Annotated in this window: 15 protein-coding genes; 4 read left to right on the top strand and 11 right to left on the bottom strand. The window is 65.4% G+C overall.

What is annotated here, in order from left to right:
- The first annotated feature begins 7 nt into the window (after positions 1-7).
- Genes fadD32 through ACFULT_RS00450 form a run of 3 tightly spaced genes read left to right on the top strand, consistent with a single transcriptional unit; the run spans position 8 to position 8563 of the window.
- Entirely contained in the window at positions 8-1906 is a 1899-nt protein-coding gene (fadD32, locus tag ACFULT_RS00460; RefSeq protein ID WP_037112566.1) for a long-chain-fatty-acid--AMP ligase FadD32, read from the top strand.
- 48 nt (positions 1907-1954) lie between these two features.
- Entirely contained in the window at positions 1955-7015 is a 5061-nt protein-coding gene (gene pks13, locus ACFULT_RS00455; RefSeq protein WP_378480329.1) for a polyketide synthase Pks13, read from the top strand.
- 3 nt (positions 7016-7018) lie between these two features.
- Positions 7019-8563 (top strand): acyl-CoA carboxylase subunit beta, encoded by a 1545-nt coding sequence (locus ACFULT_RS00450; protein WP_094720235.1) that lies wholly within the window; start codon positions 7019-7021, stop codon positions 8561-8563.
- Between the two features lie 95 nt (positions 8564-8658).
- Here ACFULT_RS00450 and ACFULT_RS00445 read toward each other — a convergent pair whose 3' ends face one another.
- From ACFULT_RS00445 to ACFULT_RS00405, 9 genes are all read right to left on the bottom strand, one after another.
- A complete protein-coding gene (locus tag ACFULT_RS00445; RefSeq protein WP_378480328.1) occupies positions 8659-9423 on the bottom strand; it encodes an ABC transporter permease in 765 nt (254 codons plus the stop codon).
- Complete coding sequence (locus ACFULT_RS00440) at positions 9420-10151, bottom strand: ABC transporter permease (protein ID WP_378480327.1); 732 nt, start codon at positions 10149-10151, stop codon at positions 9420-9422. Before ACFULT_RS00440 ends, ACFULT_RS00445 begins: the two co-directional genes overlap by 4 nt.
- Positions 10148-11041: an ABC transporter ATP-binding protein gene (locus tag ACFULT_RS00435; RefSeq protein WP_378480326.1), complete on the bottom strand. Its 894-nt coding sequence runs from the start codon at positions 11039-11041 to the stop codon at positions 10148-10150. The genes ACFULT_RS00440 and ACFULT_RS00435 overlap by 4 nt, the downstream gene beginning before the upstream one ends.
- A gap of 95 nt (positions 11042-11136) precedes the next feature.
- Positions 11137-14463 (bottom strand): arabinosyltransferase domain-containing protein, encoded by a 3327-nt coding sequence (locus tag ACFULT_RS00430; protein ID WP_378480325.1) that lies wholly within the window; start codon positions 14461-14463, stop codon positions 11137-11139.
- Between the two features lie 72 nt (positions 14464-14535).
- Positions 14536-17787, bottom strand: a complete 3252-nt coding sequence (locus tag ACFULT_RS00425) for an arabinosyltransferase domain-containing protein (protein WP_378480324.1) — start codon at positions 17785-17787, stop codon at positions 14536-14538.
- A 48-nt stretch (positions 17788-17835) separates the two neighbouring features.
- Entirely contained in the window at positions 17836-19626 is a 1791-nt protein-coding gene (locus ACFULT_RS00420) for a glycosyl transferase (RefSeq protein ID WP_378480323.1), read from the bottom strand.
- Between the two features lie 34 nt (positions 19627-19660).
- A complete protein-coding gene (locus tag ACFULT_RS00415; protein WP_378480322.1) occupies positions 19661-21553 on the bottom strand; it encodes a galactan 5-O-arabinofuranosyltransferase in 1893 nt (630 codons plus the stop codon).
- Positions 21554-22318 carry a decaprenylphospho-beta-D-erythro-pentofuranosid-2-ulose 2-reductase gene (locus tag ACFULT_RS00410; RefSeq protein WP_037112584.1) on the bottom strand — a complete coding sequence of 255 codons (765 nt, stop codon included), beginning with the start codon at positions 22316-22318 and terminating at the stop codon, positions 21554-21556.
- A complete protein-coding gene (locus tag ACFULT_RS00405) occupies positions 22315-23766 on the bottom strand; it encodes an FAD-binding oxidoreductase (RefSeq protein WP_094720244.1) in 1452 nt (483 codons plus the stop codon). The genes ACFULT_RS00410 and ACFULT_RS00405 overlap by 4 nt, the downstream gene beginning before the upstream one ends.
- A gap of 74 nt (positions 23767-23840) precedes the next feature.
- On the opposite strand from ACFULT_RS00405, the gene ACFULT_RS00400 reads away from it, so the two are divergent.
- The gene (locus ACFULT_RS00400) at positions 23841-24341 is read left to right on the top strand and encodes a GtrA family protein (protein WP_378480321.1); all 501 of its coding nucleotides are present in this window, start codon (positions 23841-23843) and stop codon (positions 24339-24341) included.
- Between the two features lie 167 nt (positions 24342-24508).
- On the opposite strand, the gene ACFULT_RS00395 is transcribed toward ACFULT_RS00400, so the two are convergent.
- Complete coding sequence (locus ACFULT_RS00395; RefSeq protein ID WP_378480320.1) at positions 24509-25096, bottom strand: dTDP-4-dehydrorhamnose 3,5-epimerase family protein; 588 nt, start codon at positions 25094-25096, stop codon at positions 24509-24511.
- Positions 25096-25965, bottom strand: a complete 870-nt coding sequence (gene rfbA / locus ACFULT_RS00390) for a glucose-1-phosphate thymidylyltransferase RfbA (RefSeq protein WP_094653721.1) — start codon at positions 25963-25965, stop codon at positions 25096-25098. Before rfbA ends, ACFULT_RS00395 begins: the two co-directional genes overlap by 1 nt.
- Between the last annotated feature and the right edge of the window lie 29 nt (positions 25966-25994).

The raw sequence follows: 25994 nt of genomic DNA, 5'->3' as shown, positions 1-25994 counted from the left end.
GAACACCATGAGCCACACATTCGATGACTACATCGATGAGAACGGCCACATCACCATCGCCGAAGGCAAGACGCTCGTCCGCCACGTCGAGGTGAACGTCGCCGAGAACGCCGACACTCTTGCCTATCGGTTCATGGATTACTCCCGCGAACGTGACGGTGAAGCACACGAGCTCACCTGGGTCGAGTTCGGCAAGCGTCTTCGGGCGGTGGCAGCACGGCTGCAGCAGGTCACCCAGCCCGGTGACCGCGTAGCGATTCTCGCTCCGCAGGGCCTCGACTACGTCGTCGCTTTCTTCGGTGCCATCTACGCAGGCACCATCGCCGTGCCGCTGTTCGATCCCGACGAGCCCGGCCACACCGACCGTCTGCACGCGGTCCTCGGTGACTGCAGCCCCACCGCGATCCTGACGGCCACCAACTCCGCGGCCGGTGTCCGTGCCTTCTTCCGCGCGCTCCCCGCGAAGGAACGTCCCCGCGTCATCGCTGTCGATGCCATCCCGGACAGTGTCGGCGAGACCTGGGTCGAGCCCGCCGCCAAGCTCGACGACATCGCGTACCTCCAGTACACCTCCGGCTCCACCCGCGTCCCCGCAGGCGTGGAGATCACGCACCGCGCGGTCGGCGTCAATGCGCTGCAGATGGTCGACAGCATGGAGATCAACGAGGACTCGCGCGGCGTCACCTGGCTGCCGATGTTCCACGACATGGGTCTGCTGACGGTCATCCTGCCCGCGCTGGGCGGCAAGTACATCACCATCATGAGCCCCCGCGCGTTCGTGCAGCGGCCGTGGCGCTGGATCAAGGAACTCGCCGCGGTCTCCGACGGTGCAGGCACCTTTGCTGCCGCCCCGAACTTCGCATTCGAGCACGCTGCGCAGCGCGGTCTGCCGAAAAACGGCGAGAAGCTCGACCTCTCCAACGTCATCGGCCTCATCAACGGCAGCGAGCCGGTCACCACCACGTCGATGAAGAAGTTCAACGACGCGTTCGGCCCGTACGGCCTGCCGAAGTCGGCTATCAAGCCGTCCTACGGCATGGCCGAGGCGACGCTGTTCGTCTCCACCAGCAAGCACGCCGACGAGGCCAAGGTCGTCTACGTCGACCGCACCGAGCTCAACGCAGGCAACTTCGTCGTCGTCGACGCCGACGCACCGGGCGCCATCCCGCAGGTCTCGACGGGCACGGTCGCTCGCAGTCAGTGGGCGGCGATCGTCGACTCGGACTCCGCGACCGAGCAGGCCGACGACCACGTCGGCGAGATCTGGCTTCACGGCGAGAACATCGGTCAGGGCTACTGGGGTCGCGACACGGAGACCACGGAGACGTTCCACAACAAGCTCGTCAGCCGCATCGCGACGGGCTCCCACGCCGAGGGCGCCCCGGACGGCGCCAACTGGATGCGCACCGGAGACTTCGGCGTCTACCACGACGGCGAGCTCTACATCACCGGCCGCGTCAAGGACCTCGTCATCGTCGACGGCCGCAATCACTACCCGCAGGACCTCGAGTTCTCGGCGCAGGAATCCAGCAAGGCACTGCGCCCCGGCTTCGTCGCCGCCTTCTCGGTCCCGCTCAATCAGCTCCCGGACATCGTCTTCGACTTCAGCGGTTCCGCGCTGACGAAGGATCCCGAGGACGGCGCCGAGCAACTCGTCATCGTCGCCGAGCGCGCCCCGGGCGCGGGCAAGGCAGATCCGCAGCCCATCGCCGACGAGGTCCGCGCCGCCATCTCGGCACGGCACGGCGTCACCGTCCGCGACGTACTGCTCGTCCCGGCCGGATCCATCCCCCGCACCTCCAGCGGCAAGATCGCCCGCCGCGCCTGCAAGGCCGCCTACATCGAGGGCACCCTGCGCGGCGGCTACCAGCAGCAGGCCTTCCCCGACGCGGAACTGCCGGACTGACGTCTTCGGATCGGGTCCCGTTTCCTTCTACACGTAACTTGGTGAGTGATGGCTGAACAAGAAACCGACAAGATCCAGCGTGCGGAGGGCGACGCCGACTTGACTGTCGCTCAGCTTCGCGAGTGGCTACGGAACTGGGTCGCCGAGGCAACCAACCAGTCACCGGACCAGATCTCCGACGACCGGCCGATGGAAGAGTTCGGCCTGTCCTCGCGTGACGCGGTCGCACTGAGCGGTGAGATCGAGGAGCTCGTCGGAGTCACGCTGACCGCGACGGTGGTCTACCAGCACCCGACGATCGCGTCGCTCGCGAAGATCATCATCGAGGGCGAACCCGAGGTACCCGCGGGCGATGTCGACGACTCCTTCTACACCCGCGGCATCGTCGCTGGAGACTCGCACGACATCGCCATCGTCGGCGTCTCCACCCGTTTCCCCGGAGCTGGCACCACCCCCGAAGAGATGTGGGCCCTGCTCAGCGAGGGCCGTGACGGCATCACCGATCTGCCCGACGGCCGCTGGGAGGAGTTCACCTCCGACCCGGCCATCAAGGCAGCCGTCGACGCCACCGTCACCAAGGGCGGCTACCTGGACGACGTCAAGACGTTCGACGCCGAGTTCTTCGCGATGTCGCCCAACGAGGTCGTCAACGTCGACCCGCAGCAGCGGCTGGCTCTGGAGCTCACCTGGGAGGCGCTCGAGCACGCGCGCATCCCCGCCAGCTCGGTCAAGGGCTCGCAGGTCGGTGTCTTCATCGGCAGCTCGTCCAACGACTATCAGCTCCTCGCCGTCAGCGACCCGAAGGCGCACCCGTACGCACTGACCGGAACGTCGACGGCCATCGTCGCCAACCGCGTCTCGTACTTCTACGACTTCCGTGGCCCGTCCATCGCCGTCGACACCGCATGCTCGTCCTCGCTCGTCGCCGTCCACCAAGCCGTGCGCAGCCTGCGTACCGGCGAGTCCGACCTCGCTGTCGCCGGTGGCGTCAACATGTTGCTCGCGCCGCCCATCACCGTCGGCTTCGGTCAGACCGGTGTGCTCGCGCCCGACGGCAAGATCAAGGCGTTCTCCTCCGACGCCAACGGCATGATTCGCTCCGAGGGCGGTGGCCTCGTCGTACTCAAGCGGCTCGAGGACGCCAAGCGCGACGGCGACAACATCCTCGCAGTCGTCGCAGGCTCGGCCGTCAATCAGGACGGACGCTCCAACGGACTTCTCGCACCGAGCCCGGATGCTCAGGCCGACGCACTACGCTTCGCCTACCGCGATGCAGGTATCGCACCCTCCGGCGTCGACTACATCGAAGCGCACGGCACGGGAACCATCCTCGGTGACCCCATCGAGGCCGACGCTCTCGGTCGTGTCGTCGGACGTGGCCGTGACGCGGACAAGCCGGCACTGCTCGGATCAGCGAAGACCAACTTCGGCCACCTCGAATCTGCCGCCGGTGCAGCAGGTTTGATCAAAGTCGTGCTGGCCATGCAGCAGAATCGCCTGCCTGCTTCGCTCAACTACGCGGGACCGAACCCGTACATCGACTTCGACAAGGCACACCTGAAGGTCATTCCCGAGGGTTCCGAATGGCCGCGCTACACCGGCAAGGCCGTTGCGGGTATCTCCGGCTTCGGCTTCGGCGGCACCAACGCCCACGTCGTGGTGAAAGAGTATGTCGCCGACGAAGTTTCGGAGGGTTTCGATCCGGAGGCGGTTGATCCGGAAGCTGTCTTGGTAGAGGGTGTTTCGCCGGTCTCGGAGATCGAGACCACCGATCCCGTCGCCGAGGCCGAAGAAATTCTGGAGCAGTCCGTTTCGGTCGACGAGACGGTCGTTCTCGCCGTGTCCGCGGCCCTGCCGTCGCGCCGTAAGCGCGCGGCATCGGATCTTGCGGACTGGCTCGAAACCGAAGAAGGCAGCACGACGCCTCTTGCCGACGTCGGCCGTGCGTTGGCCAAGCGCAACCACGGACGTTCGCGCGCAGTGGTTCTCGCGAAGACCCGCGCCGAGGCGATCACCGGACTCCGTGCGATCGCAGCAGGCAAGCCGGGCCAGGGCGTGTTCTCCGCCGACTCGCCCGCGTCGAACGGCGCTGTGTGGGTCTTCTCCGGGTTCGGCAGCCAGCACCGGAAGATGGCGTCGACGCTGTACCGGACCAACACGACGTTCGCGGCTGCACTCGACGAGGTCGACGACCTGCTGCTCGACGAGGCCGGCTACTCCATCAAGGACATCATCCTCGACGATTCGCAGACGTACGAGTTCGAGAACTCGCAGGTCGGTATCTTCGTCATTCAGATCGCTTTGGCCGCAACGCTTCGTGCGCACGGCGCCGAGCCCGCCGCCGTCATCGGGCACTCGATGGGTGAGGTCGCAGCCGCATACGTCGCGGGCGGCCTGAATCTGGAGGACGCCGTCCGGATCATCTACGCCCGCTCGCGTCTGCTCGCCGAGGGCCAGGACGGTCTCGGAGCCGCATCGCAGGGCGCAATGGCCCTGGTGGAGTACACCGCTGACGAGGTCACCGCGTTGACCGATCAGTTCCCGGACGTGGAGCCGTGCGTGTACGCAGCGCCGACGCACACCACCGTCGGTGGGCCCCGTGCGCAGGTGGAGGAGCTCGTCACCGTCGCCGAAGCAGCCGGCAAGATGGCTCGGCTCCTCGACGTCAAGGGCGCGGGCCACACGTCCGCCGTCGATCCGCTGCTCGGCGAACTCGCCGCCGAACTTGCAGGCATCGAGCCCAGCACGCTGACGGCCGGGGTCTACTCGTCCGTCGACCTCGAGGCGCACTACCGCGTCGGACACGAGGCCATCCACGGCGTCGACTACTGGGTCAAGGGCATGCGGCACCCGGTGAACTTCACCCAGGCCGTCAATGTTGCTGTCGGAGACGGGCACACGACGTTCGTCGAACTGGCTCCGAACCCGGTTGCGCTGATGTCCGTGGCGGCGACGGCGTGGGCTGCCGGTGTTGCGGACTCCACGCTGATCCCGACGCTGAAGCGCAAGGAAGACGAGTCCGAGACGTTCCTCGCTGCCCTGGCGCAGCTGTACGTCCACGGCCACGCCCTGGATCTGCCGACTCTCTTCGCGGAAGGTGGCTACGCTCCCATCCCGCGCACGGCCTATCTCCGCAAGGAGTTCTGGCTGAACACTCGCGTCAATTCCAGTGGTAGCGGCCGGATTCCGGGATCGCACGTCGCTCTCCCGGACGGCAGGCACGTGTGGGAGGTCGAAGCCCCGAGCGTCGAGTCCCTCGATACTCTGGTCGAAGCCGCGGCAGCGCAGGTCTTCTCGGGCGTTGCGCTCGGTGCGTCGGTGACGCACGCCGCCGTACCGGCCGCAGGAACCTTGGTGACCACACTGACCCGGCACCTCGGGGGCGCGTCCGTTCAGGTGCACGCGCACGCGGGCTCGTCGTTCACCCTGTTGCACGACGCCGTCGTCACCTCCGGTGAGGCATTGCCGGAACCTGTTGTCGCCGAGCCGTCCACAGGTGTCGCGGAGCGTGGCCAGCCCGGAGTGGAGGAGTTGCCGGAGGTCGTCGAGGACTTCGGTGACCGTTGGGATCCCAACGGCAACCAGAAGCTCGAAGACCGGTTGGCCATCATCGTCGCCGAGTCCATGGGCTACGCACCCGAGGACCTGCCTCCCGAGATCCCGCTCATCGAGCTCGGTCTCGATTCCCTGAGCGCCGTCCGCATCAAGAACCGCGTGGAGTACGAGTTCGACATCCCCACTGTTCAATTGCAGGCCGTCCGGGACGCGAACCTCCTCGAGGTGGAGAAGTACCTGCGGTACGCGATCGAGAACCGTGAGGAAGTTCAGGCTCTCGCAGACAAGCAGGCGGCCGAGAAGGAAGCCGAAAAGGAAGCCGAAAGGGCTGCCGAGGCCGGAGCGGCGGCACGGGACGCCGCAGTCGACACCGCCGTCGCGTCGGACGAGATTGCGACGCCGAGTGCGGAGTACCAACCGGCGCCGTCCGCGCAGACCGATCTCGGTGGCAAGGAAGCATTCGCGGAAGCAGCGGGATCCGATGTCCCGCCTCGTGACAACGCCGAGCGCATGACGTTCGCGACGTGGGCCGTGGTGACGAAGGAATCCGCCAAGGGCATCTTCAACACGCTCCCGATTCTCGACGACGAGACCGCGGAGAAGTTGGCTGCGCGCCTCACCGAACGAGCCGGCGGCGAGATCACCTTCGACGACGTGCTGGATTCGGAGACCATCGAGCAGCTCGCGGACAAGGTGCGTCCGCATCTCGAAGGTGGAGAGATCGACGGTCTCGTCCGTAATCTGCGCCCGCGTCCGGAGGGATCCACCGCGACGCCGGTGTTCGCGTTCCACTCGGCCGGCAGTTCGACGGTCGCGTACGAGCCGCTGCTGCGCAAGCTCCCTGCCGGCACACCGATGTACGGGTTGGAGCGTGTCGAAGGGCCGATTTCGGTCCGTGCGGCGGAGTACGTTCCGCTGATCAAGGCGATCCAGCCGGAGGGCCCGTACGTGTTCGTCGGATGGTCGCTCGGCGGCATCCTGGCCTACGAGGTTGCCCGTCAGATGGAGGAAGAGGGCATCAAGGTCGTCTACGTCGGCCTCCTCGACACCGTCATGCCGGGTGCGAAGATTCCCGACACCAAGGACGAGGTTCGTCGTCGGTGGGAGCGGTACGCGAAGTTCGCGAAGAAGACGTACGACGTCGACTACCCGATTCCGTACGACAAGCTCGTCGAAGCCGACGACGAAGGCCAGATCCGCATCATCACCGATCTGGTCAAGCTCAGCGGCGCCAAGATCCCGGGCGGAATCATCGAGCACCAGCGCACGTCGTGGCTCGACAACCGCGCGATCGAAACAGCGGAGCTCAAGCCGTACGGCGGCCCGGTGACGCTGTACATGGCGGACAAGTACCACGACGACGCCATCGCGCTCGAGCCTGCCTACGCCACTCGTGAGGATCACGGCGGCTGGGGACCGGTTGTGAAGGATCTCGAGATCGTGCAAATCGGAGGCGACCATCTCGCCGTCGTCGATGAGCCGTACATTGGACGAATTGCGGCACACATGACGACGAAGCTCGATGAGATCGAGTCGCTGAGAACCGGAGACTAAATCTTGACTGGTACTACCGCCGAAAAGTTGGCCGACCTGCGGGCCAACCTCGAACTTGCCAAGGAACCGGCAGGTGAGATCGGTATCGCCAAGCGCGCGAAGAAGGGCATCCCCAGTGCCCGGCAACGTATCGACATGCTGCTCGATCCCGGCAGCTTCGTCGAGATCGGCGCCTTGGTGAAAGCGCCCAACGACCCGTCGGCTCTCTACAGCGACGGTGTCGTCACCGGTCATGGAACGGTCGACGGTCGCCCCGTTGCCGTCTTCTCACACGACCAGACCGTGTTCGGCGGAACCGTCGGCGAGATGTTCGGCCGCAAGGTCGCCGGCGTGATGGACTTCGCGATCAGGGTCGGATGCCCGGTCATCGGCATCAACGACTCCGGCGGCGCACGCGTGCAGGACGCCGTGACGTCCCTCGCCTGGTACGCCGAACTGGGGCGTCGCCACGAGCCGCTGTCCGGAATGTGCCCGCAGATCTCGGTCATCCTCGGCAAGTGCGCAGGCGGTGCCGTCTACGCACCCATCAACACCGACGTCGTGGTCGCCACCGAAGAGGCGTACATGTTCGTCACCGGACCGGACATCATCAAGTCCGTGACCGGCGAGGACGTCAGCCTCGACGACCTCGGAAGTGCGCGCAAGCAGGCGCAGTACGGCAACGTGCACCACGTCGCGCCCGACGAGAAGGCCGCGTTCGACTGGGTTCGCAACTACCTCAGCTACATGCCGTCGAGCTGCCAGGAAGACCCACCCGTCATCAACCCGGGCCTCGAACCCGAGGTGACGGACTCGGACCTGTCGCTGGACAAGATCATGCCCGACGCCGACAACGCCGGTTACGACATGCACGACATCATCCTGCGCCTGTTCGACGACGGTGAATTCCTGGAGATGTCGTCGGAGATCGCACCGAACGTCATCACCGGTCTGACCCGTGTCGACGGCAGGCCCGTCGGTGTCGTCGCCAACCAACCGATGTATCTCTCCGGTGCACTCGACGCCGACAGTGCCGACAAGGCAGCACGTTTCGTGCGCATCTGCGACGCCTACAACATTCCGCTGGTCTTCCTCGTCGACACGCCCGGCTTCCTCCCCGGCGTCGACCAGGAGAAGGTCGGCGTCATCAAACGCGGTGGCCGATTCTTGTTCTCCTACATCGAAGCATCGGTACCCAAGGTCACCGTCGTCGTTCGCAAGGCCTACGGCGGCGGTTACGCCGTCATGGGTTGCAAGCAGCTCGGTGCCGACATCAACTTCGCTTGGCCCACAGCACGTATCGCCGTCATGGGTGCCGAAGGTGCCGTCAACATCATCGGCCGCAAGCAGATGGCAGCCGCGGGAGAGAATGCTCCCGCAGTGCGTCAGCAGCTCATCAACTTCTACAACGAGCACGTTGCCACTCCCTGGGTCGCCGCCGAGCGTGGCTACATCGACGCCGTCATCGAGCCCTCGAGCACCCGGCTCGAGCTCCGCAAGGCGCTGAAATTGCTGAAGGACAAGAAGGTCTTCAAGAACCCACGGAAGCACCACCTCTTTCCGATCTAACTGTTTGTGGGTGGCTGCCCCCCCCTACCGCATGAATGCGCCACTGTGGCTTTCTGACAGCGGTGCACAACTTTCAGACGGCTGCACTGGCACATTCATGCTGAGCAAGGACCTCGACCATCCCGACGATCGAGGATTCTGCTCGAGCCGACAATCGCTACCGCAGAAAGAAAAATCGTCGCGCCGACGACGGACAGGGTGGATGCCGCGGTGAGCGAGCCACCGTCTCCGAAGGTGCCGGTGGCGAGTTGTGTTGCGCGCGAGACCAAGGCATGCGGCAGTACGAAGATGGCGGCACCGACGTCGGCGGTGAGCAGGAATGCCGACATGCCTGCGCCGACGAGCGCGAGGGCAATCGGCACTGCGAAGGATCCGAGAAGCATCGACAGTGCGGACTGCACCGCGGCCAGTGGAACCGCCGCGAAGATGCTCAACCCGGCGGCGATCCACAGCGGTGTGGGCAGCGGTCCGTCCAGTTCGAACAGCAGCGTGCCGACGACGAGGACTGTTGCGACCATCAACACCTGCATGGCAGCGGTGAGGAGTGCCACGACCGAGGTCTTGGCGACGACGATTCGTAGCGCGGGGGCCCGGCCGCTCATCAGGAGATTCCAGTTCCCTCTGTCGTGCTCGGGTTTCCAGATCAGCGATGCCAGGAGGGCGACTCCCAGTGCGAGCGGGAAGAGGCCGTGGAACACCACCGTTCGTAACCAGAGTGTGTGCCAACCGTTCTGAAGTTGTTCTCCGGACAGAACTGTATTGAATGTTCCGACTCCGACTATCAGAATGGGCAGCAGGATCACGACGGTCACGCTCTGGGATCGTTTGAGTTTGATCAGTTCGGCGGCAATGGTGTTCATGCACGAACCTCCTGTCGATCGAGTCGAGCCGTGACGAGAAGAAACAGGGCGACGCCGACGACGGCGAGCCCGGCCACGCTGATGTAGGACGGGGACAGTGTCATGACGTGGTCGCCTCGGTAGTCCGCGGCGGATGCGAGTGCGTAGTACCCCCACGGTGTGAGATGTGCGAGCCAGGAGGGAAATCCGGATGCGCAGATCGCGACGACGGTGCCCAGGACGCCGATTCCCAGCGAGATCAGCTGGTTGACCACGAGTGTCGAAATCGCCAGGTGGAGCGCCAGGACCACGAGATTGACGACGACCATCGCGCCTGCGTAACCGAGCCATGTCCACAGCGGGTTCGTGCCGCCGAGAAGCGCGCCGAGGGAGACGGCCACGACGGTCGCCGTGGTGACGACGAGTCCGGTGGATACCACCTTGGCGCGCAGGAGTTCACCGAGGGCCACTCCGGTGGCGCGACTGAGAAGCCATCCGTTGCCGTGGTGTTCGATGTCGACGGTTCGGCTTGCGACGACGGCGATCATGAGCGGCGAGACGAGAGGAAACGCGAGGGACAGTCCGGCGAGGGACAGTGCGGCGAGGGACTGCGTCGAGGCGTGCCCTGCGGCATTCCCTGTCATCGTTCCGACAACAGTCAGCGCGACGATGCCGGCGGTCATCGACGCAGCAGTGGCCACGAGGTGCAGATGCCGCAGTTTGGCGAACTCGTTGCGTAGTACGTTCACAGTTTTCCGCCGCTCGTGAGGTTCATGAAGACGTCTCCGAGTGACTGCTCGTCTCGCCGGACTCCGTAGACCCCGGCTCCGGATGCGGCGAGTTCGCCGACGACGTGGGCGGTGTGGAGGTCGTCGGCGGATGGGATGCGCAGCGTCTGCCGATCCCGAAGCTGTTTTCCAGCAGTGGAATTCGGGCTGTCCGAACCGAGGATGTCGATGACGACGTCGGGAGTGGAGGCGGCGAGAAGTTGCTCGCGGCTGCCTTGGAAGATCAGTCGCCCCTCGCTGAGAATTCCAAGTACGTTCGCCGTCTTGTCGATCTCGCCGAGGAGGTGCGACGACACCATGACGGTCACTCCGTGTTCGGCGAGATGCTTCAGCAGGGCTCGAATTTCCTCGATTCCCGCGGGATCCAGTCCGTTGGTGGGCTCGTCGAGCACGAGAAGTCGGGGTTCGCGGGCCAGTGCCATGGCGATTCCGAGTCTCTGCTTCATTCCGAGTGAGTAGTTCTTCACCTTCTTGTTCAGTTGGTCCTGCAGTCGAACGGTGGCGACGGCGCGAGTGATCTGGTCGTCGGTCGAGCCGAGGGACCGTTGCACGATCTTCAGGTTCTCCGCGCCCGTGAGGTGGCCGTAGCCGGGTGGTGATTCGATCAACGAACCTATCCCGGAGAGCAATTCGCGTCGGGTGGCAGAGTTCATCGGTCGGCCGAACACTTCCACTTCTCCGGAAGTAGGCCGGATCAGGGACAGTAGCAGTTTCATCGTCGTCGACTTGCCCGATCCGTTGGGACCGAGGAAACCGTAGACGCAGCCCTCGGGAATGGCGAGGTTCACGTCGTCGACGACGGTGTGGCTGTCGTATCGCTTGACGAGGCTGTGAGTTCTGACGATGTCCATGCCTCGACCCTGCCGCGGATCGAGGATGGAATCATCCGTCCAGAGGATCAATCACGAGTACTACCGCGGTATGACCCGGTGAAGGGGAACGAGCTCTACCGATCGAACACCCTCAAGTTCCCTGGCGTCCAGAAGCCGGACCTGGTTACTTCGCTGGTGTCGAGTGTTGCCGGTACGGCACCGGGGTAGTACTGCTCGTACCGTTCGAGCGAGCCCCAGTCGCGAGCCCAGTCGCGGTCGAGGTACGTCGGGACGGTGACGGGACGGGCGAGGAGTTCACTCCAGCCGAGTGGTCCGCCGTTGTCGCCGGACTGCCAGGTGTCGGTGGAGCTGACGGCCAGTGGGCGGTCCGGGAGGATGCGGTATCCGGGGACTTCGGCGACGCCGTATTCGTGGTCGAACGGGCGCTGGCAGGGGAACTGCAGTCCGACGGCCCAGTCGAGCAGTACGGGCTGTTCGCTACCGATGAGGTCGTTCAACTTTTCCAGCTGAGGTACTCGCGGTGGCGTGAATGCGAACCACTGGTCGCCGGTGAGGTTGGGGTCGTTGGCGACGATGCGCACGGCATCGGCGTCGGCGGGCAGGTCCGCGATGGGGATGCGGAGGTTACGCCACGACGGTGCGGGCCCGATGTCGCGGGGCAGGTAGGTGCCCTTGACGTCGACGGTTCCGTTGGGCTGACGCGTGCCGTACTCGACGAGGAGCGACTGACCGTATGTCATGGCGCCCGTGTCGTCGTAGGACAGGATGCGGCCTGCGGCGGACACGACGATCAGCGGTGCGCTGTCGGAGCGCTCGGGCAGCGAGTACCAACTCGAGGTCGCCGACGCCGGTTCCTGGATGCCTGGCTGGTAGGAGCCGAGGACTGGGGTGGTGGCCGGGTCCAGTCCGAAGGGCAGGGCTGCGGTGGAGCCGTTGACGCCGAGGGCGCCGATGCCGCCGCCGGTGCCCGAGCTCTGGCCTTCTTCGAATGCGGGTCCGACGCTCTGCTGGTCGGTGTTGCCCTGTCCGGGCTTCACCTCGACGGCGTCGGCGCTGAGATCGGTGGGAATTCCGTTGGGAGTGAAGCCCGATGGGGTTTCGCCTCCGAGTGGGCCGGTCTGTGGGTCGAACGCCGATGGGATGGGGTTCAGGATGCCGGCGTTGGGGTTCGATTCCACCAACACGTCGTTCGCGAGGCCGCACGAGTTACCGGTGAGGGCCTGGACGTTCGAGCGTGCGAGTGAGTACGCGGGGTACTGGGACACTGCTCCCTTGACGAGGGAGAGGACTTCGAACAGCACCATGAGCCCGGCGATCACCGTCAGCGGTGCGGCGGCGAATTTCTTGATGCGCCTGCCTCGTTCGCTACCGGCACGGGGTTGTGGCGGTGCGTAACCCTCACGGAGGTACTGCCATCCGGCCAACGCGAGTGCGGCGGCGAAGAGCACGAGGAAGAGGGTGTTGGATTCGTTTCCGCCGAGCGAGACGGTCTTGTCGAACCACGGAACGCCGTAGCTCGAGACGTACCAGTACCCGTTGATTCCCGAGAATGCCAGTGCCAGAACGAACATCAGGCCGGCGAGGAATATCGTTCGGTTTCGGCGAGACCTCAACGCGCTGGCGGAGATCGCGACGGCGGTCAGGGCGGCGAGGCTGCCCGCGATGCCTGCGTACGACCCGAAGTGGTGGGTCCACTTGGTCGGGTTGAACATCATGAAGAAGATCGTTCCGAACACGACGCCGATGAGTCGCCAGGCCGGTCCGTTGGAGATGCCGGGAACTCGCCTGCGTCGGAGCAGGATGAACAGCGTCGAGAACAGGCACAGCAGCATCACGAGGAATGCGAAGCGGCGAGCGACGGAACCGTCGACCGTTTGGACGAACAGGTAGTAGTACCGCAGGAAGTCCTGGTACCACTGCTCGTTGGGGCCGATTGCCGTGCGCACACGCGTCGACTCCATGACCGTCGCGTAGGTCTGATCGGCGAAGACGACGACGAGGACCAGGAAGCCGGCGGCAGCGAGCGGTGCGAGGAGCGGCAGGGTACCGACCAGGCGGTGGCGGCGAACGACGATGCGCGCCATGGGCCGAGCTCCGGCCAACAGGGCAGCCACACACATCAGGCCCGTCGGCGCCGAGGCGAGGGTGAACGCGCCGATCAGGAACGCCGTCGCAGCAGGAAGCAGTCGGCCGGTGGCAATGGCGCGTTCGATGGAGCACCACGTCAGGAGAGCGCCGAGCGCGACGATGGGTTCCGGGCGGAGACCGTTGTTGTAGGGCAGCCAGAACGCCAGGAACACGAGTCCGCCGGTCCACAGCGCCACGTTGGACTTGCGTACTGCGCGGCCGAGACGCGGGACGACCTCGCGGCTGATGACCATCCAGCAGAGAACGCCGGCGATGAGGGCGGGCAGGCGCATCCAGGGGCTGGCAGTGGAGATCTTCGCGAAGACGGCGAGGACGTCGTAGTACCACCCGAACGGGGCCTCGGGCACACCGAACCAGCGGAAGTAGTTGGCCATGTAGCCCGACTGGTCCGCGGCCCGGGCCATGGTCAGCAGGTAGCCGTCGTCGGAGGTGTTGGCGCCGACGAAGTGCCAGCCGACGAGGACTCCGACGACGGTGACGTCGACGCCGGTGAACTTCCACCAGTGCGACGGGAAGAACCGTCGGTGACCGCGTCCGTCGATGCCGTCGAGGCGGCCGAGGGCAGTGACGGCGATGATCGTGCAGACCACCGCGAGAATCATCGCCAGCAGCTTCAGGATCGTCGGGCTGGAGGAGAAGCGCGAGTCGACGTCGATGGTGACGTTCAGTCCGGCGGGTGCGGCGCCGTCGAGGTCGGTGAAGACGCCGACGACCTGGGGTCGCAGGTCACCGTCGAGACGTCCGGTGCGTTCGAGACCTTCGTCGTCGACGAGGCCGGTGAACGATGCCGAGGTGTAGTCGATGTTCGAGGTGATCTCGATGGAGTTGCAGGCCGCGCCCTGCACGTCCTCGCGCGGCGCCGACGCGACGACGACGTTGCGGTCCAGTACGTCGACCGAACCCTCGTTGACTCGCACGAACAGGCTGTTGAGCGCGGCACCCTCGCCCTGAGGCGGCGCGGTGGCGAGCAGTAGCCCGCCCTGCGGGGGCAGTGCGGCCACGGCGGAACACGGGATGGTCGCGGTCAGGGAGATCGGCGCCTGTGAGACGAGCGGGGCATCGATGTCCTGGATCGAGCCCGATTCCGGCCACGAGATGGTCGACGTCGTCTGCACGACGGGCAGGAACGGCGTCAGGAGAGCCAGGACGGCACCGAGAAGACCCGTGACGATCGCGACCAGACGCGTCGTACGCACCGTGGATCGCAGATCGGTCCCGGTGCCCTTCGACACCGAACCCTTCGGCTGGGGGGCGTCGGGCACGGCGGGAGAATCGTTCACGGCGTCGGGCACGGTTGTCGATGTTATTCGAACGTGATCGGTTCACCGCACCCGCATCGCGAGGAAACCGGCATCATGCCGGTTTCATCCGACCCTTATCGGTCCTTCGGTCTCCCAGCCGCTGCGGGTGACGGTTCCGACCGTCAGTTCTGCCGGTGTCGCCGACGGGTCCAGTGGGACGAATCTCTCGAGTGAACCCCAGTCGCGATCGAGATCATTGTCGAGGTACGTCGGGACGACCTGCGCGGACAGAACGAGCTGTTGCCAGCCGAGTGGCCCACCGCCGAAGGCGTCCATGACCGGACTGTGTGCGGCGGCGCCGCTGCGGTCCGGCAGGATGCGGTACTCCGGCAGTTCCGCGACGCCGTCCTTGTGGTCGAACGGGCGCTGGCACGGGAAGCCCAGTGCGACGGTCCAGTCCAGCATGACGGGCACGTCGGGACCGATGACGTCGACGAGTGGGGTCGTGCGGGGGATCCGCGGCGGCGTCACGGCGAGCCACTGATCCGGTGAGATGTCGCCGTCGGTTGCGACGAGGCGGATGCGGTCGGCTTCGCCGGGGATGTCCGACAGCGGCACGCGCAGGTTGCGCCACGACGGCTGGGGCCCGATGTCGATCGGGGTGACGCGGCCCAGGACCTGATCGCCCGCGGCGAACTCCACCTCGAGCGGCTGGCCGGATGCGACGATGCCGTCGGAGTCGACGGATCGGATGCGCCCGGCGGCGCTGATCGCGATGAAATCGCTGTCAGGAGTGGAGCCCGTGGAACGACCCGATCGGTCGGCATCCGACGGAAGGGAGAACCACTCGGTTTCGAGGGTGGCGGGTTCCGCGGTGTCGGCGCCGTAGCTACCGAGGACGGGCGTGCGTGACGGGTCGAGCCCGAACGGCAGTGCGACGGAGCTTCCGTTGATGCCGGTCGCTTCGGTGGTGCCGCCTTGGGTGCCCGAGGATCCTGCGGAGGTGGGTCCCTGAGTGTCGGTGCCGCTGTCGGGGTCGTCGCTGAATCCGCGGGTGCTCTCCTGGGAGACGTCTTCTTCGTCGGCGGTGAGATCGTTGGGGATTCCGTCGGGGGTGAAGCCGACGGTGTTCGGTCCGGCCAGTGAGTTCTGGACGGTGGAATCGATCGGCGTCAGCATCGAGCTGTTCGGATCTTGTTCGACGAGAACGTCGTTCGCGAGGGAGCAGGAGTTACCGGCGAGCGCGTTCAGGTTGGAGCGGGCCACCGAGTACGCGGGATACTGGGCGACGATGCCTTTGGCGAAGGACGCGAGCTCGAACAGTACGACGAAGGCGGCCATCACCGTCAGCGCGGAGACTCCGAAGCGTGCGGAGCGGGTACTGGTTCGGTACGGCGCGCGGAGGTGTTGCCAGCCTGCGTACAGCAACGCGAGCACGGTCAGTCCGAGGAAGATGGTGGAGAAGCCTTTGCCGAGGATCATCGGAGGCTTGTCGAACCAGGGGATTCCGTAGCTGGAGACGTACCACCAGCCGTTGGAGCCGGTGAACGCGAGCGCGGCCAGGAACAGCACGGCGGCAGTGAACAGAGTGCGGTTGCGTGCGTTGTCCCGGGTGGCCGACGCGACGGCGACGGCCGCGACGGCAGCGAGCGATGCGGCCAGGCCTGCGTAGACACCGAAGTGGTGGGTCCACTTGGTGGGAGTGAACATCATCAGGGCGAGGGCGCCGATCACGATGCCGACGATGCGCCTGGACGGTCCGATCGCGACGCCGGGGATCCGGCCACCGCGTCGAAGCATGACGACGATGGTGACGATCACGCACAGGATCATCGCGAAGACGGCGAAGCGCCGTGCGAGGGAACCGTCGGGTGTGATCTCCATGAGGGAGTCCCAGCGGGCGCGCTCGTTGAACCAGGCGACGTTGGGTCCGACGGCAGCGCGGGCGCGGGTGGCTTCGAGGACTGTCGAGACGGTCTGGTCGGCGAACACGGCGGCGACGATGACGACTCCCGACGCCAGGATCGGGGCCAGCACGGGTGCGTAGCCGACGGTGCGGGCGCGTGCGATGACGATGCGGACGAGTGGGCGTCCGCCGGCGAGGAGCGCGGCGACGCAGATGAGCCCCGTTGGGCCTGCGGCGAGCGAGAACGCGGCGATGAGGACCGCGACGGCCGCGGGCAACAGTCGGCCGGTGGCGACAGCGCGTTCGATGGAGCACCACGTCAGCAGGGCACCGAGGGCGATGATCGGCTCGGGGCGCAGGCCGTTGTTGTAGGGCAGCCAGAAGGCGAGGAACACCAGGCCTGCGGTCCAGATTGCGACTTTGTTGGAGCGGACGGCGCGACCGAGACGCGGGATGACCTCGCGGCTGATCACGGCCCAGCACAGAAGCGCGGCGATCAGCGCCGGCAACCGCATCCACGGGCTGGCGGTGGAGACTTTCGCGAACGCGGCGAGCATGTCGTAGTAAGGCATCCCGAACGGTGCTTCGGGGACGCCGAACCAGCGGTAGTAGTTGGCCATGTACCCGGCGTGCTCGGAGACGCGTGCCATGGTCAGCAGGTAGCCGTCGTCGGAGGTGTTGGCGCCGATGAAGTGCCACACGGCGAGTACCGCGATGACGACCCCGTCGACGACGGTGATGCGGAGCCACCGCGCCGGGAAGAAGCGGCGGCTGCTGCGTCCGTCGAGCAGATCGAGTCGGTGCAACGCGACGAGCGAGATGATCGTGAAGATCACCGCTGCGGCCATCGCGAGTTTCTTCAGAACGGTGGGGGTCGAGGAGAAGCGGGAGTCGATCTGGACGTCCACGCTGAGGTTCGCCGGTGCGGCGCCCTGCAGTTCGGTGAAGATGCCCACTGTCTGTGGGCGTGCGTCGCCGTCGATCGTTCCGGTGACGTCGGTACCCGTTGCCGACGCAGTCGTCGACGTGTCCGTCGAACTGATGGTCACCGACGAGCACGACGCGAGTTCGGCGTCGGTCAGCGACAGCAGAACCTTCTCACGCAGGACGGCCTGCAGACCGGAATCGGTGCGGGAGACGACGAGGCCGACGCCCTGAGCGTCCGGTGCGCCGGGCGCGGTGGTCGAGAGTACGAGCGTGCCGGGCGCTGCCGAGGCGATGGTGCTGCACGGAATCGTGGCATCGAGCGACAACGGTGAGTACGAGACGAGCGGAGCCTCGACCGAGTTCAACGTTCCGTTCTGCGGCCAGCTGATCGACGCCGAGTCCTGTGTGACCGGCAGCAGCGGCGTCAGGATCGCGGCGAGGACTGCGATGATGCCGGAGACGACGGCAACGACTCCCGCCGAACTACGCGACGACGACGATGCTTCAGGGGGCTTCGGTGCGGTGGCTGCAGCGGTGGACACGATTGTCGATGCTAGGGCACAGCCCGGACCGACCCCTTTTCCTGCAGGTCAGCGAGCGAAGTCTCGCACGTCCCAGATCCACACACCGTCGTGGTACTCGGCATCGAAGCCGAGGAGTTCGTCGACGGTGTCGCGTAGCTGCGTGCTGTTGCGACCGGGTTGGAGGACGACGACGTCGGCGCCCCAGAATTGGAGATCGGATCGGGCGTCGGCTTGCTGCTGTGGTGTGACGTCCGGGACGGTGCCGGAGTTCCGCACGGACCCGAGCAGCAGGGCCGTCGGCCGATCCACGGCGCCGTACTTGGCTTTGCGTTCGACGTTGTCACCCGGCCCGACGAAGTATCCGCCCGCGAGCGGGAAGCCCATGTCGGCTTCGATCTGCCAGTGCAGGGGACGAGCATCCTCGGGACGGGGGAGGGGCACGGTGACGACGGATCCGTCGTCGACGTAGTTCTTCCATTCACCGCTGGCGAAGAAGGACGGCGTCGACGCGCGTTCGACGGTGTCGAGTGGCGTCGGGAGCAGCGGCACCAGCGCGAGTGCGAGAGCGATCGACCACAGTGCCGGAATCGGCCGCAGCCCGGCTTTGAAGGCTTTGTCGGTGGCCAGTACCAGCAGAAGCGCCAGTGCGGGAACGGCGGCGAGCGCGAAGCGCGTTTCCAGGATCGACTCGACCAGTGGTGTGTCGGCCAGCCATTCCCACGGCAGTGCGATCTCGGTGTTGTTCTTGCCGACGATCAGTTCGGATCCGAGGGACAGCACGGCGACAGCGACGGCGGTGGCCGCGGCAGCGCGGGCGCAGGCGACCCGCCACAGCCAGACCGCGGCGACCCCCGCGAGCACCAGGAGGGGCCACCCGAAGTAGGCGTTCTCTTCCGTCGCGTTGATCCGGACGTTCTGACCGGGGGTCGCGACGCCGCCGATGGATTGCGTCGGGAACTGGGTGAGGGCTTTGGCGTCGTTGCCCATCGCGCCGTGTTCGAGGAACGAGTAGCTCTGGGGGCCGAAGAACTGCCAGTAGAGGGGGAAGGCGACGAGGGCGATCGCGAGCGCAGCCGCCAGCGGGAGGCTCTTCGCCGAGTTCTTGACGGCAGGCCACAGGCTGCGCGGCTTTCCGACGTAGTAGACGACCGCGAACAGTCCGAACGCGATCGCGAAGATCAGCAGAGGTTCTTCACCGAGCATGATCTGCAATGCGACGACGAGTCCGAGCGCGATGGTTCGTTTCGCTGTCGGGCCGTCCTGTGCGGTGCGGACGACGAGAGCCGCGATGACCGGCAGCAGAAAGAGGACGACGAAGTTGGGGTGGCCGTTGGCGTGGGAGATCATGCCCGGCGCGAAGCCGCACAGTGCTCCACCGAGCGCCGACGCCGGTCGCGACGCATCGAGCGTGCGTGAGAACAGCCAGTACCAGGCGTATGCCGTGCCTGCGAGACCGACGGTCAACGCGATGGCCCAGGTGACTGTCGGACCGAACAGCAACGTGACGGGTGCGAGCGGAATCGACAACCCGAACATGGCCGTGTTGGCCATCAGGTTCACCCCGAGCGGGAAGTTCTGCAGATCGCTCGACATCGGGTTCTCGAGGTGCGCGACGGAATGCGCGGCCACCGCGAAGAACCATTCCCACATGGCTTGGTCCTGGCCACTGTTGTAGAGATAGCCACTACCGAGGTTCCGCCACTGTCCCTGCAGCACGAAAAACGCGACGACGGTGAAGGCGGACGCAGCCGCGACATCGGCTCGATCGGCACGCCGAAGACGGGTGGAGAGCGCCCCGATTCGCCGTGCCGGGGCGGTCCGCGGCTGCTCGAGAACAGTCTGGTCCGAGGTAGGCATCGGTTGAACGTTACGTGAACGTTATGTCATTTGCCTATGTAGCGCGGGTGACCAGCGCGAACGGCCCGATATCGGTGACCTGGAACCGCGGATCCTCGAACAACGACTCGTCGAAGGTGACTGTGTAGCGCCGGACGTTCGGATCGTTCGGATAGACGTCCTCGGCCAACCGCAAGGTGTAGCCGTCTGCGCCGCGGCGGAACAGGAAGGCGTCGGGCGCCTGCCACTGACTCTCGTCGAGCTTGGTGATCAACTCGTCCGCAGTCTCGGCCGTCGTCCAGTCCTCGATTGCTGCGGCGCGCTGATCGAACTGCGCAAGCGGGTTGGCGTAGTGCGACGTCAGCCCCTGGAAGCCGAAGTACGGGTAGTAGCTGAGGAACGAGGTGTCCGCCGTCAGGACGATCGTCTCGTCTCGGGGCCTGCCGACCTGCTCGGTGATCGCTCGGTCGACCTCGGAGTAATAGGACACTGCGCTCGGTGGGCGCTTGTCGGCGCGGTTGCCGTCACCGTCGGTGTCCGAGTACGCGACGGTGATCTCCGACTGCAGAACCTGAGGGATGTTCTGTGCGAACGCAAGTGCACCGATCGTCGCCACCGTCACCGCGGCAACCTTGAACCGCGACGGTTCACCCACCGCCTGGTAGATGGCCTTCGCGCCTTCGACGAAGCCGAAAACTCCCGCTGCTCCCAGCAATACGATCAGGACAGCTTCGAGGCGGAAGCTGAGCAGTGTCGTGCCGGCTACGGTCGCCGCCATGGACAGCAGCGTCCACAGATACACGGAGACGACGCCGATGCTCAACGCCTGTGCTCGTCGCGACGTTGCCGTCCTGACGGCGAGCCACAGGGTCCCGGCCATGGTCAGCGCACCGAGCAGGGAGAACTCGAACATCGGGAACGGCAGCTCGGCACCGGCCTCCGGGAGGTAATGCAGCGCAGTACCCGACGTCGCAGGTGCTCCGGTCAGTGCGTCGGCAAGATAAGGGGCCCAGACGGTCAGTGCGACAAGTCCTGAAATCGCGGCGATCACAACGAGGCGAACAACCACCGGAATTGCTGCACGCCAGGTCTTGTGAGCCCGAACATTCAGGAACGCCGACACAACGGCCATGAGCGTCACCGCAAACGCCGCCATGCCCAGGTAGAGGGTGTAGAACGTCGCCGCGAGGCCGAGGAACAGACCCGTCCCGACAACAGCGCCCCAGCCCCAGTTCGTCGATCGGTCGGGTTCGTCGGGAATCGGCCGATTCAGCGCTCCCCACGCGAGTAGGAGTGCAGGCGCGACGAGCAGCGCGATGACGGCACTGTAGGCCTCCGGGGAGGCGTAGGCGACGACGAGAGCGGTGGTGACGGCCGAGACGGCTACCGCGAGGTCGGCGCGGACCAGTTGGCGCCAGAGCGTGTAGGCGACGACGGCTGTGACGGCGAGAAATCCGATTGCGAACGGCTTGAACACTTCCCAGCCGTCCATGCCGAGCAGGTTCGCGACGCGTCCGCCGATCCAGAACCATCCGGCCGGGTAGAACGGCGGGATGTCCGGGTACGTCATGTCGCGTAGCGCAGGCGAATCGGTGAGGCGCGTCAGGTACTCGGTTCGGAACTCCTGGTCGACGGATATCCCGAACAGATAGAGCTTGGTTGCCGCCAGAGGCATGCCGAGCGTGACCGTCACGAACCCCGAAAGTCCGCCCCACGTGAGCACTTTCGCGAGCCGCGCAAGCGTCCCGCGGCGGTACAGCACGATCGCCGTGGCCAACAGGGCGACGCAGACCACCTGGCCGAGCGTCGTCAGCGCACGGGTGACGTTGGACGAGTTGAACGCAGGCCACTCGACGAGTGAGAACGCGAACAACCCGACCGCCGCCACCACGGCTGCGACTAGAGCGGCCAGTACACCGTCGACGGCTGTGCCGAGCGCTCTTTTCATCTAGATGGGGAGTTTGCGGAAGATCGGCCGCGGCACATGCCGCAGAGCGATCATCACGAAGCGGAAGGGGCCCGGTGCCCAGACCAGATCCTTGCCCTTCTGCGACGCCGCGACGGCGAGCTTCGCGATGTCTTCCTTGTCCACCGTCAGCGGCGCTTCCTTGACGTGGGCGCTGAACTTGGTGCGCACCATGCCCGGGCGGATGACGGTGACGCGAGGGCCGAACTCTCGCAACGCTTCTCCGAGTCCGAGGTAGAACCCGTCGAGACCCGCCTTGGTGGAGCCGTAGACGAAGTTGGATCGGCGCACGCGCTCGCCCGCCACCGAGGACATGACGATGATCCGTCCGTAGGCCTGGGCCTTGAACTTCTCGGCCAGCAGAACACCGACCGACACCGACGCGGTGTAGTTGATGTTCGCCGTCAGGACGGCCTTGCGCTGGTTCTGCCACAGCTCTTCGGCGTCGAAGTCCACCGCGAACGCGACGATCGCCACGTCGACGTCACCTTTGGACCACGCCTCTTCGATGACCCTGGGGTGGGACTCGGTGTCGAGTGCGTCGAAGTCGATGACGTCGACGTCCTTGGCGCCCTTGGCTTTCAACTGAGCAACGGACGCATCCCGGAGAGGGTCGTTCGGCAAGGCCGCGAGGATCACGCGCGCCGGCGACTTGGACAGGTACTCCTCGGTGATGGCGAGACCGATCTCGCTCGTTCCGCCGAGTACGAGAATGGTCTGCGGGTTTCCCACAGCGTCGATCGTCACAGCAGTTCCAACCTTCTGGCCATATCGGAGGCGAAAACGCCTGTGGGGTCAACGGATCGGCGGACCTTGATCCACTCGTCGATCCGCGGGTACATCGAATGGAAGGTTTCCGCATCGGTGCGCGAGTCCTTGGCGGTGTACAGCCGGCCGCCGAACTCGAGCACACGCTTGTCGAGTTCGCGCACCAATTCGTTGAGGCCGGCCTTGATCGGGAAGTCCATCGCGACGTTCCAGCCGGCCATCGGGAAGCTCAGTGGCGCTTTGTTTCCAGGACCGAACAGCTTGAAGACGTTGAGCGCAGAGTACTGGCCCGAGCGCTGGATGTACCGGATGATGTCCTTGAATTCCTCGAGAGCCTCCGTGGGAACCAGGAACTGGTACTGCAGGAATCCCTTGGGTCCGTAGCCTCGGTTCCACTCACCCACGAGGTCGAGAGGGTGATAGAACTGCGTCAGGTTCTGTACTTTGCCGGTGTAGTTGCCGCCCATGCGGTAGTACGCCTCACCGATCATGCTCATCGACAGCTTGTTCAGGCCGCTGATGGGGAAGATGTCGGGGACCGTGAGCAGCTGCGGCGCGTCGAACTTCAGCGGGTCTTTCTGCAGCTTCTTGGGCAGCTCGTCGAACTTCGCCAAGGATCCTCTCGTGATGGTCGCTCGCCCCAACTTCGGCGGCGCGCTCATCACGTCGAACCAGGCGCTCGAGTAAGTGTAGTTGTCCTCGGTCCCGTCCTGGTGCGCTGCGACGGTCTCGTCGAGCGACTCGGTGCGGATCCCGTCGTTGATGAAGTACGCCGTCTCCGTCGGCGTCATCTCGATGGTTGCCCGCAAGATGATGCCGGTCAGACCGTTGCCGCCGACAGTCGCCCAGAAGAGCTTCGCGTTCTTGCCCGACGGCGTGAGGTGACGAATCTGTCCGTCTGCGGTCAGCAGTTCCATCGAGCGCACGTGGTTGCCGAAGCTCCCGGCGCTGTGATGGTTCTTACCGTGGATGTCGCAGCCTATTGCTCCACCGATGGTGACCTGCCGCGTACCGGGCAGAACCGGAACCCAGAGGCCGAACGGCAATGCTGCACGCATCAAGGCGTCCAGGCTGACTCCACCGTCCAGGTCGACCATGCGTGTTCCCGCGTCGATGCTGTAGATGCGGTCGAGCGACGTCATGTCGACGACGAGGCCACCGGAGTTCTGCGCGTTGTCACCGTACGAACGGCCGAGACCGCGCGCGATCACACCCCGCCGCAGGTAGGACGGCTTGCTCTCGTTTTGCTCCGCGACCTGCTTCACCGCGTTCGCGATGAGCTCGGGGTCGGACGTGGTGAGCACCTCTCCCGTGGAAGGCGCGGTGCGCCCGAAACCGGAGATCGTGCGGGTCTGCGTGGGTAGCGGCGCAGTGTTCCCGGCCTGTGGTTCCAGGGGGAAGAGTGCGTCGTCGGCTGTCGTGGACATCGTCGTTGAGGGTACCTGTTCGATCGGGTCGGTCCGCAGGCTGCGCTCCCTGCTCGCCATGACAGCTAGTCTCAGTGATCGTGTCCACCCCGCAGAACGACGACTGGCCCGCCGAAGCGCCGGAGCCGCAGCATCACGTGCCGCTGCCCGTCGAACTCCCGCTGACGGAGAACATCGCCGACGAGGCCCTCGACCTCAAGACCCAGATCGTCCGGTTCCTGGCAACGGGTGTGCTCTCTGCCATCGTCGACCAGGGCGTCAACCTGCTGCTTCACTTCGTGTTCGGTGTCGGTGTGACGTTGGCGAAGGCAATCGGCTTCGTCCTGGGCACCACGACGGCCTACCTCATCAACCGGCGCTGGACATTCAACGCAGCACCGTCGCGCGCCCGCTTCTTCGCGGTCGTGGTGTTGTACGCCGTCACCTTCGCCGTGCAGGTCGGTATCTACACCTGGCTCTACCAGGCATTTCCCGACGGCTTCTGGTTCGCGAACCTCGCCTTCGTCGTTGCCCAGGGCACGGCAACGGTCATCAACTTCATCGTCCAGCGGGCCGTGATCTTCAAAATCCGCTGACGCTCCCGGTGACCGAACGGCACATTCGCTCCGCGTGTCCGTGAGCGCGCAGGTTGCAGCGGGTGCGCAGGTTGCGTGCAACCTGCGCGGGGGATGAAAGCTGCGCGTGCGGCACCGCCCGGTGACCGAATGAGCCGTTCGGTCCCGACGCCCCTGGATCGAGGAGGTCAGCCTTGGTAGGTGGGGAGGTAGCCGTCGGCGATGGCGTGGGCGAGGGAGGGTGCGGCGCGGTCTTTGTCGGAGAGTTGGTACTCGAGTACCGATCCGTCGCGGGCGTGGGTGGGCCAGTCGATACCCAGGTCCGGATCGAGTGGGTTCAGATCGCGGTCCAACGACGGGGTGTACTCGATCGAGCACAGGTACATCACGGTCGAGCCGTCTTCGAGGGACAAGATGGCGTGCCCGAGACCTGCCGGCAGGAACACTGCGCGGCGGTCGACGTCGTCGATGAGCACGCTGTCCCACTGCCCGAAGGTCGGCGAACCCACCCGCAGGTCGACGATCACATCCAAGAATGCACCCTTGACGCAGGTGACGTATTTCGCCTGCCCGGGCGGGGTGTCGGTGAAGTGGATACCGCGCAGCACCCCGGCGGCGGAGACCGAGCAGTTCGCCTGCTGCAGTTCCAACGGCCCGCCCACTGCGTTCTCGAAGGCGGAGGATTTGAACCATTCGAAGAAAACGCCGCGATCGTCGCCGAACTGTCGTGGGGTGAACTCGTAGGCGCCGGGGATCGTCAGTTCACGAAAACTCATCACTTGCCTCGCGCCAGTAGATCGAGCAGGTACTGCCCGTATCCGGATTTGACGAGCTTTTCGGCTCGTTCTCGTAGTTCGTCGTCGGTGATGAAGCCGCGTCGCCAGGACACTTCCTCGGGTGCCCCGATCTTCATGCCCTGGCGTTGTTCGATGGTGCGGACGTAGTTGGAGGCATCGAGCAACGAGTCGAAGGTGCCGGTGTCGAGCCAAGCCGTGCCGCGGGGAAGCACTTCGACAGCCAACTTGCCTGCCTCGAGGTAGTGGCGGTTGACGTCGGTGATCTCGTACTCCCCGCGTGCCGACGGCTCGAGATCGCGGGCGATCGCCAGGACGTCGTTGTCGTAGAAGTACAGGCCGGGGACGGAGAAGTTCGATTTCGGTGCGGCGGGTTTTTCCTCGAGGGAGATGGCCTTGCCGTCGGCGTCGAATTCGATGACGCCGTAGGCGCTGGGGTCCTTGACTTCGTAGGCGAAGACAGCGCCGCCGTCGATGCCCTCGAATCGCGAGAGCTGAGAGCCCAATCCGGTGCCGTAGAAGATGTTGTCGCCCAATACGAGTGCGGCGCTGTCGGTGCCGATGTGGTCGGCGCCGAGGACGAAGGCCTGGGCGAGGCCGTTGGGCTCGTGCTGGACCTGGTAAGTCAGGTTGATTCCGAATTGTGAGCCGTCGCCGAGGAGTCGTTGGAACTGATCGGCGTCCTGTGGGGTGGTGATGACGAGGATGTCGCGGATGTTGGCGAGCATCAGGGTCGAGAGGGGGTAGTAGATCATCGGTTTGTCGTAGACCGGGACAAGCTGCTTGCTGATGCCGACCGTGATCGGATGTAGACGCGAGCCCGTGCCGCCCGCCAGAATGATTCCCCGCATACCGGGAAGTCTCCCAGACGGGACCTGGT

Source organism: Rhodococcus sp. NPDC057297 (genome assembly GCF_042667435.1).
GTDB lineage: Bacteria > Actinomycetota > Actinomycetes > Mycobacteriales > Mycobacteriaceae > Rhodococcoides.
This window is presented reverse-complemented; position numbering and strand designations above follow the sequence as displayed.

Bases quoted from the DNA above. Each gene is read 5' to 3' on its own strand.
- fadD32 (WP_037112566.1), top strand. From the start codon at position 8: ATGAGCCACACATTCGATGACTACATCGATGAGAACGGCCACATCACC.
- pks13 (WP_378480329.1), top strand. From the start codon at position 1,955: ATGGCTGAACAAGAAACCGACAAGATCCAGCGTGCGGAGGGCGACGCC.
- ACFULT_RS00445 (WP_378480328.1), bottom strand. From the start codon at position 9,423: ATGAACACCATTGCCGCCGAACTGATCAAACTCAAACGATCCCAGAGC.
- ACFULT_RS00435 (WP_378480326.1), bottom strand. From the start codon at position 11,041: ATGGACATCGTCAGAACTCACAGCCTCGTCAAGCGATACGACAGCCAC.
- ACFULT_RS00420 (WP_378480323.1), bottom strand. From the start codon at position 19,626: ATGCCTACCTCGGACCAGACTGTTCTCGAGCAGCCGCGGACCGCCCCG.
- ACFULT_RS00415 (WP_378480322.1), bottom strand. From the start codon at position 21,553: ATGAAAAGAGCGCTCGGCACAGCCGTCGACGGTGTACTGGCCGCTCTA.
- ACFULT_RS00405 (WP_094720244.1), bottom strand. From the start codon at position 23,766: ATGTCCACGACAGCCGACGACGCACTCTTCCCCCTGGAACCACAGGCC.
- ACFULT_RS00395 (WP_378480320.1), bottom strand. From the start codon at position 25,096: ATGAGTTTTCGTGAACTGACGATCCCCGGCGCCTACGAGTTCACCCCA.
- rfbA (WP_094653721.1), bottom strand. From the start codon at position 25,965: ATGCGGGGAATCATTCTGGCGGGCGGCACGGGCTCGCGTCTACATCCG.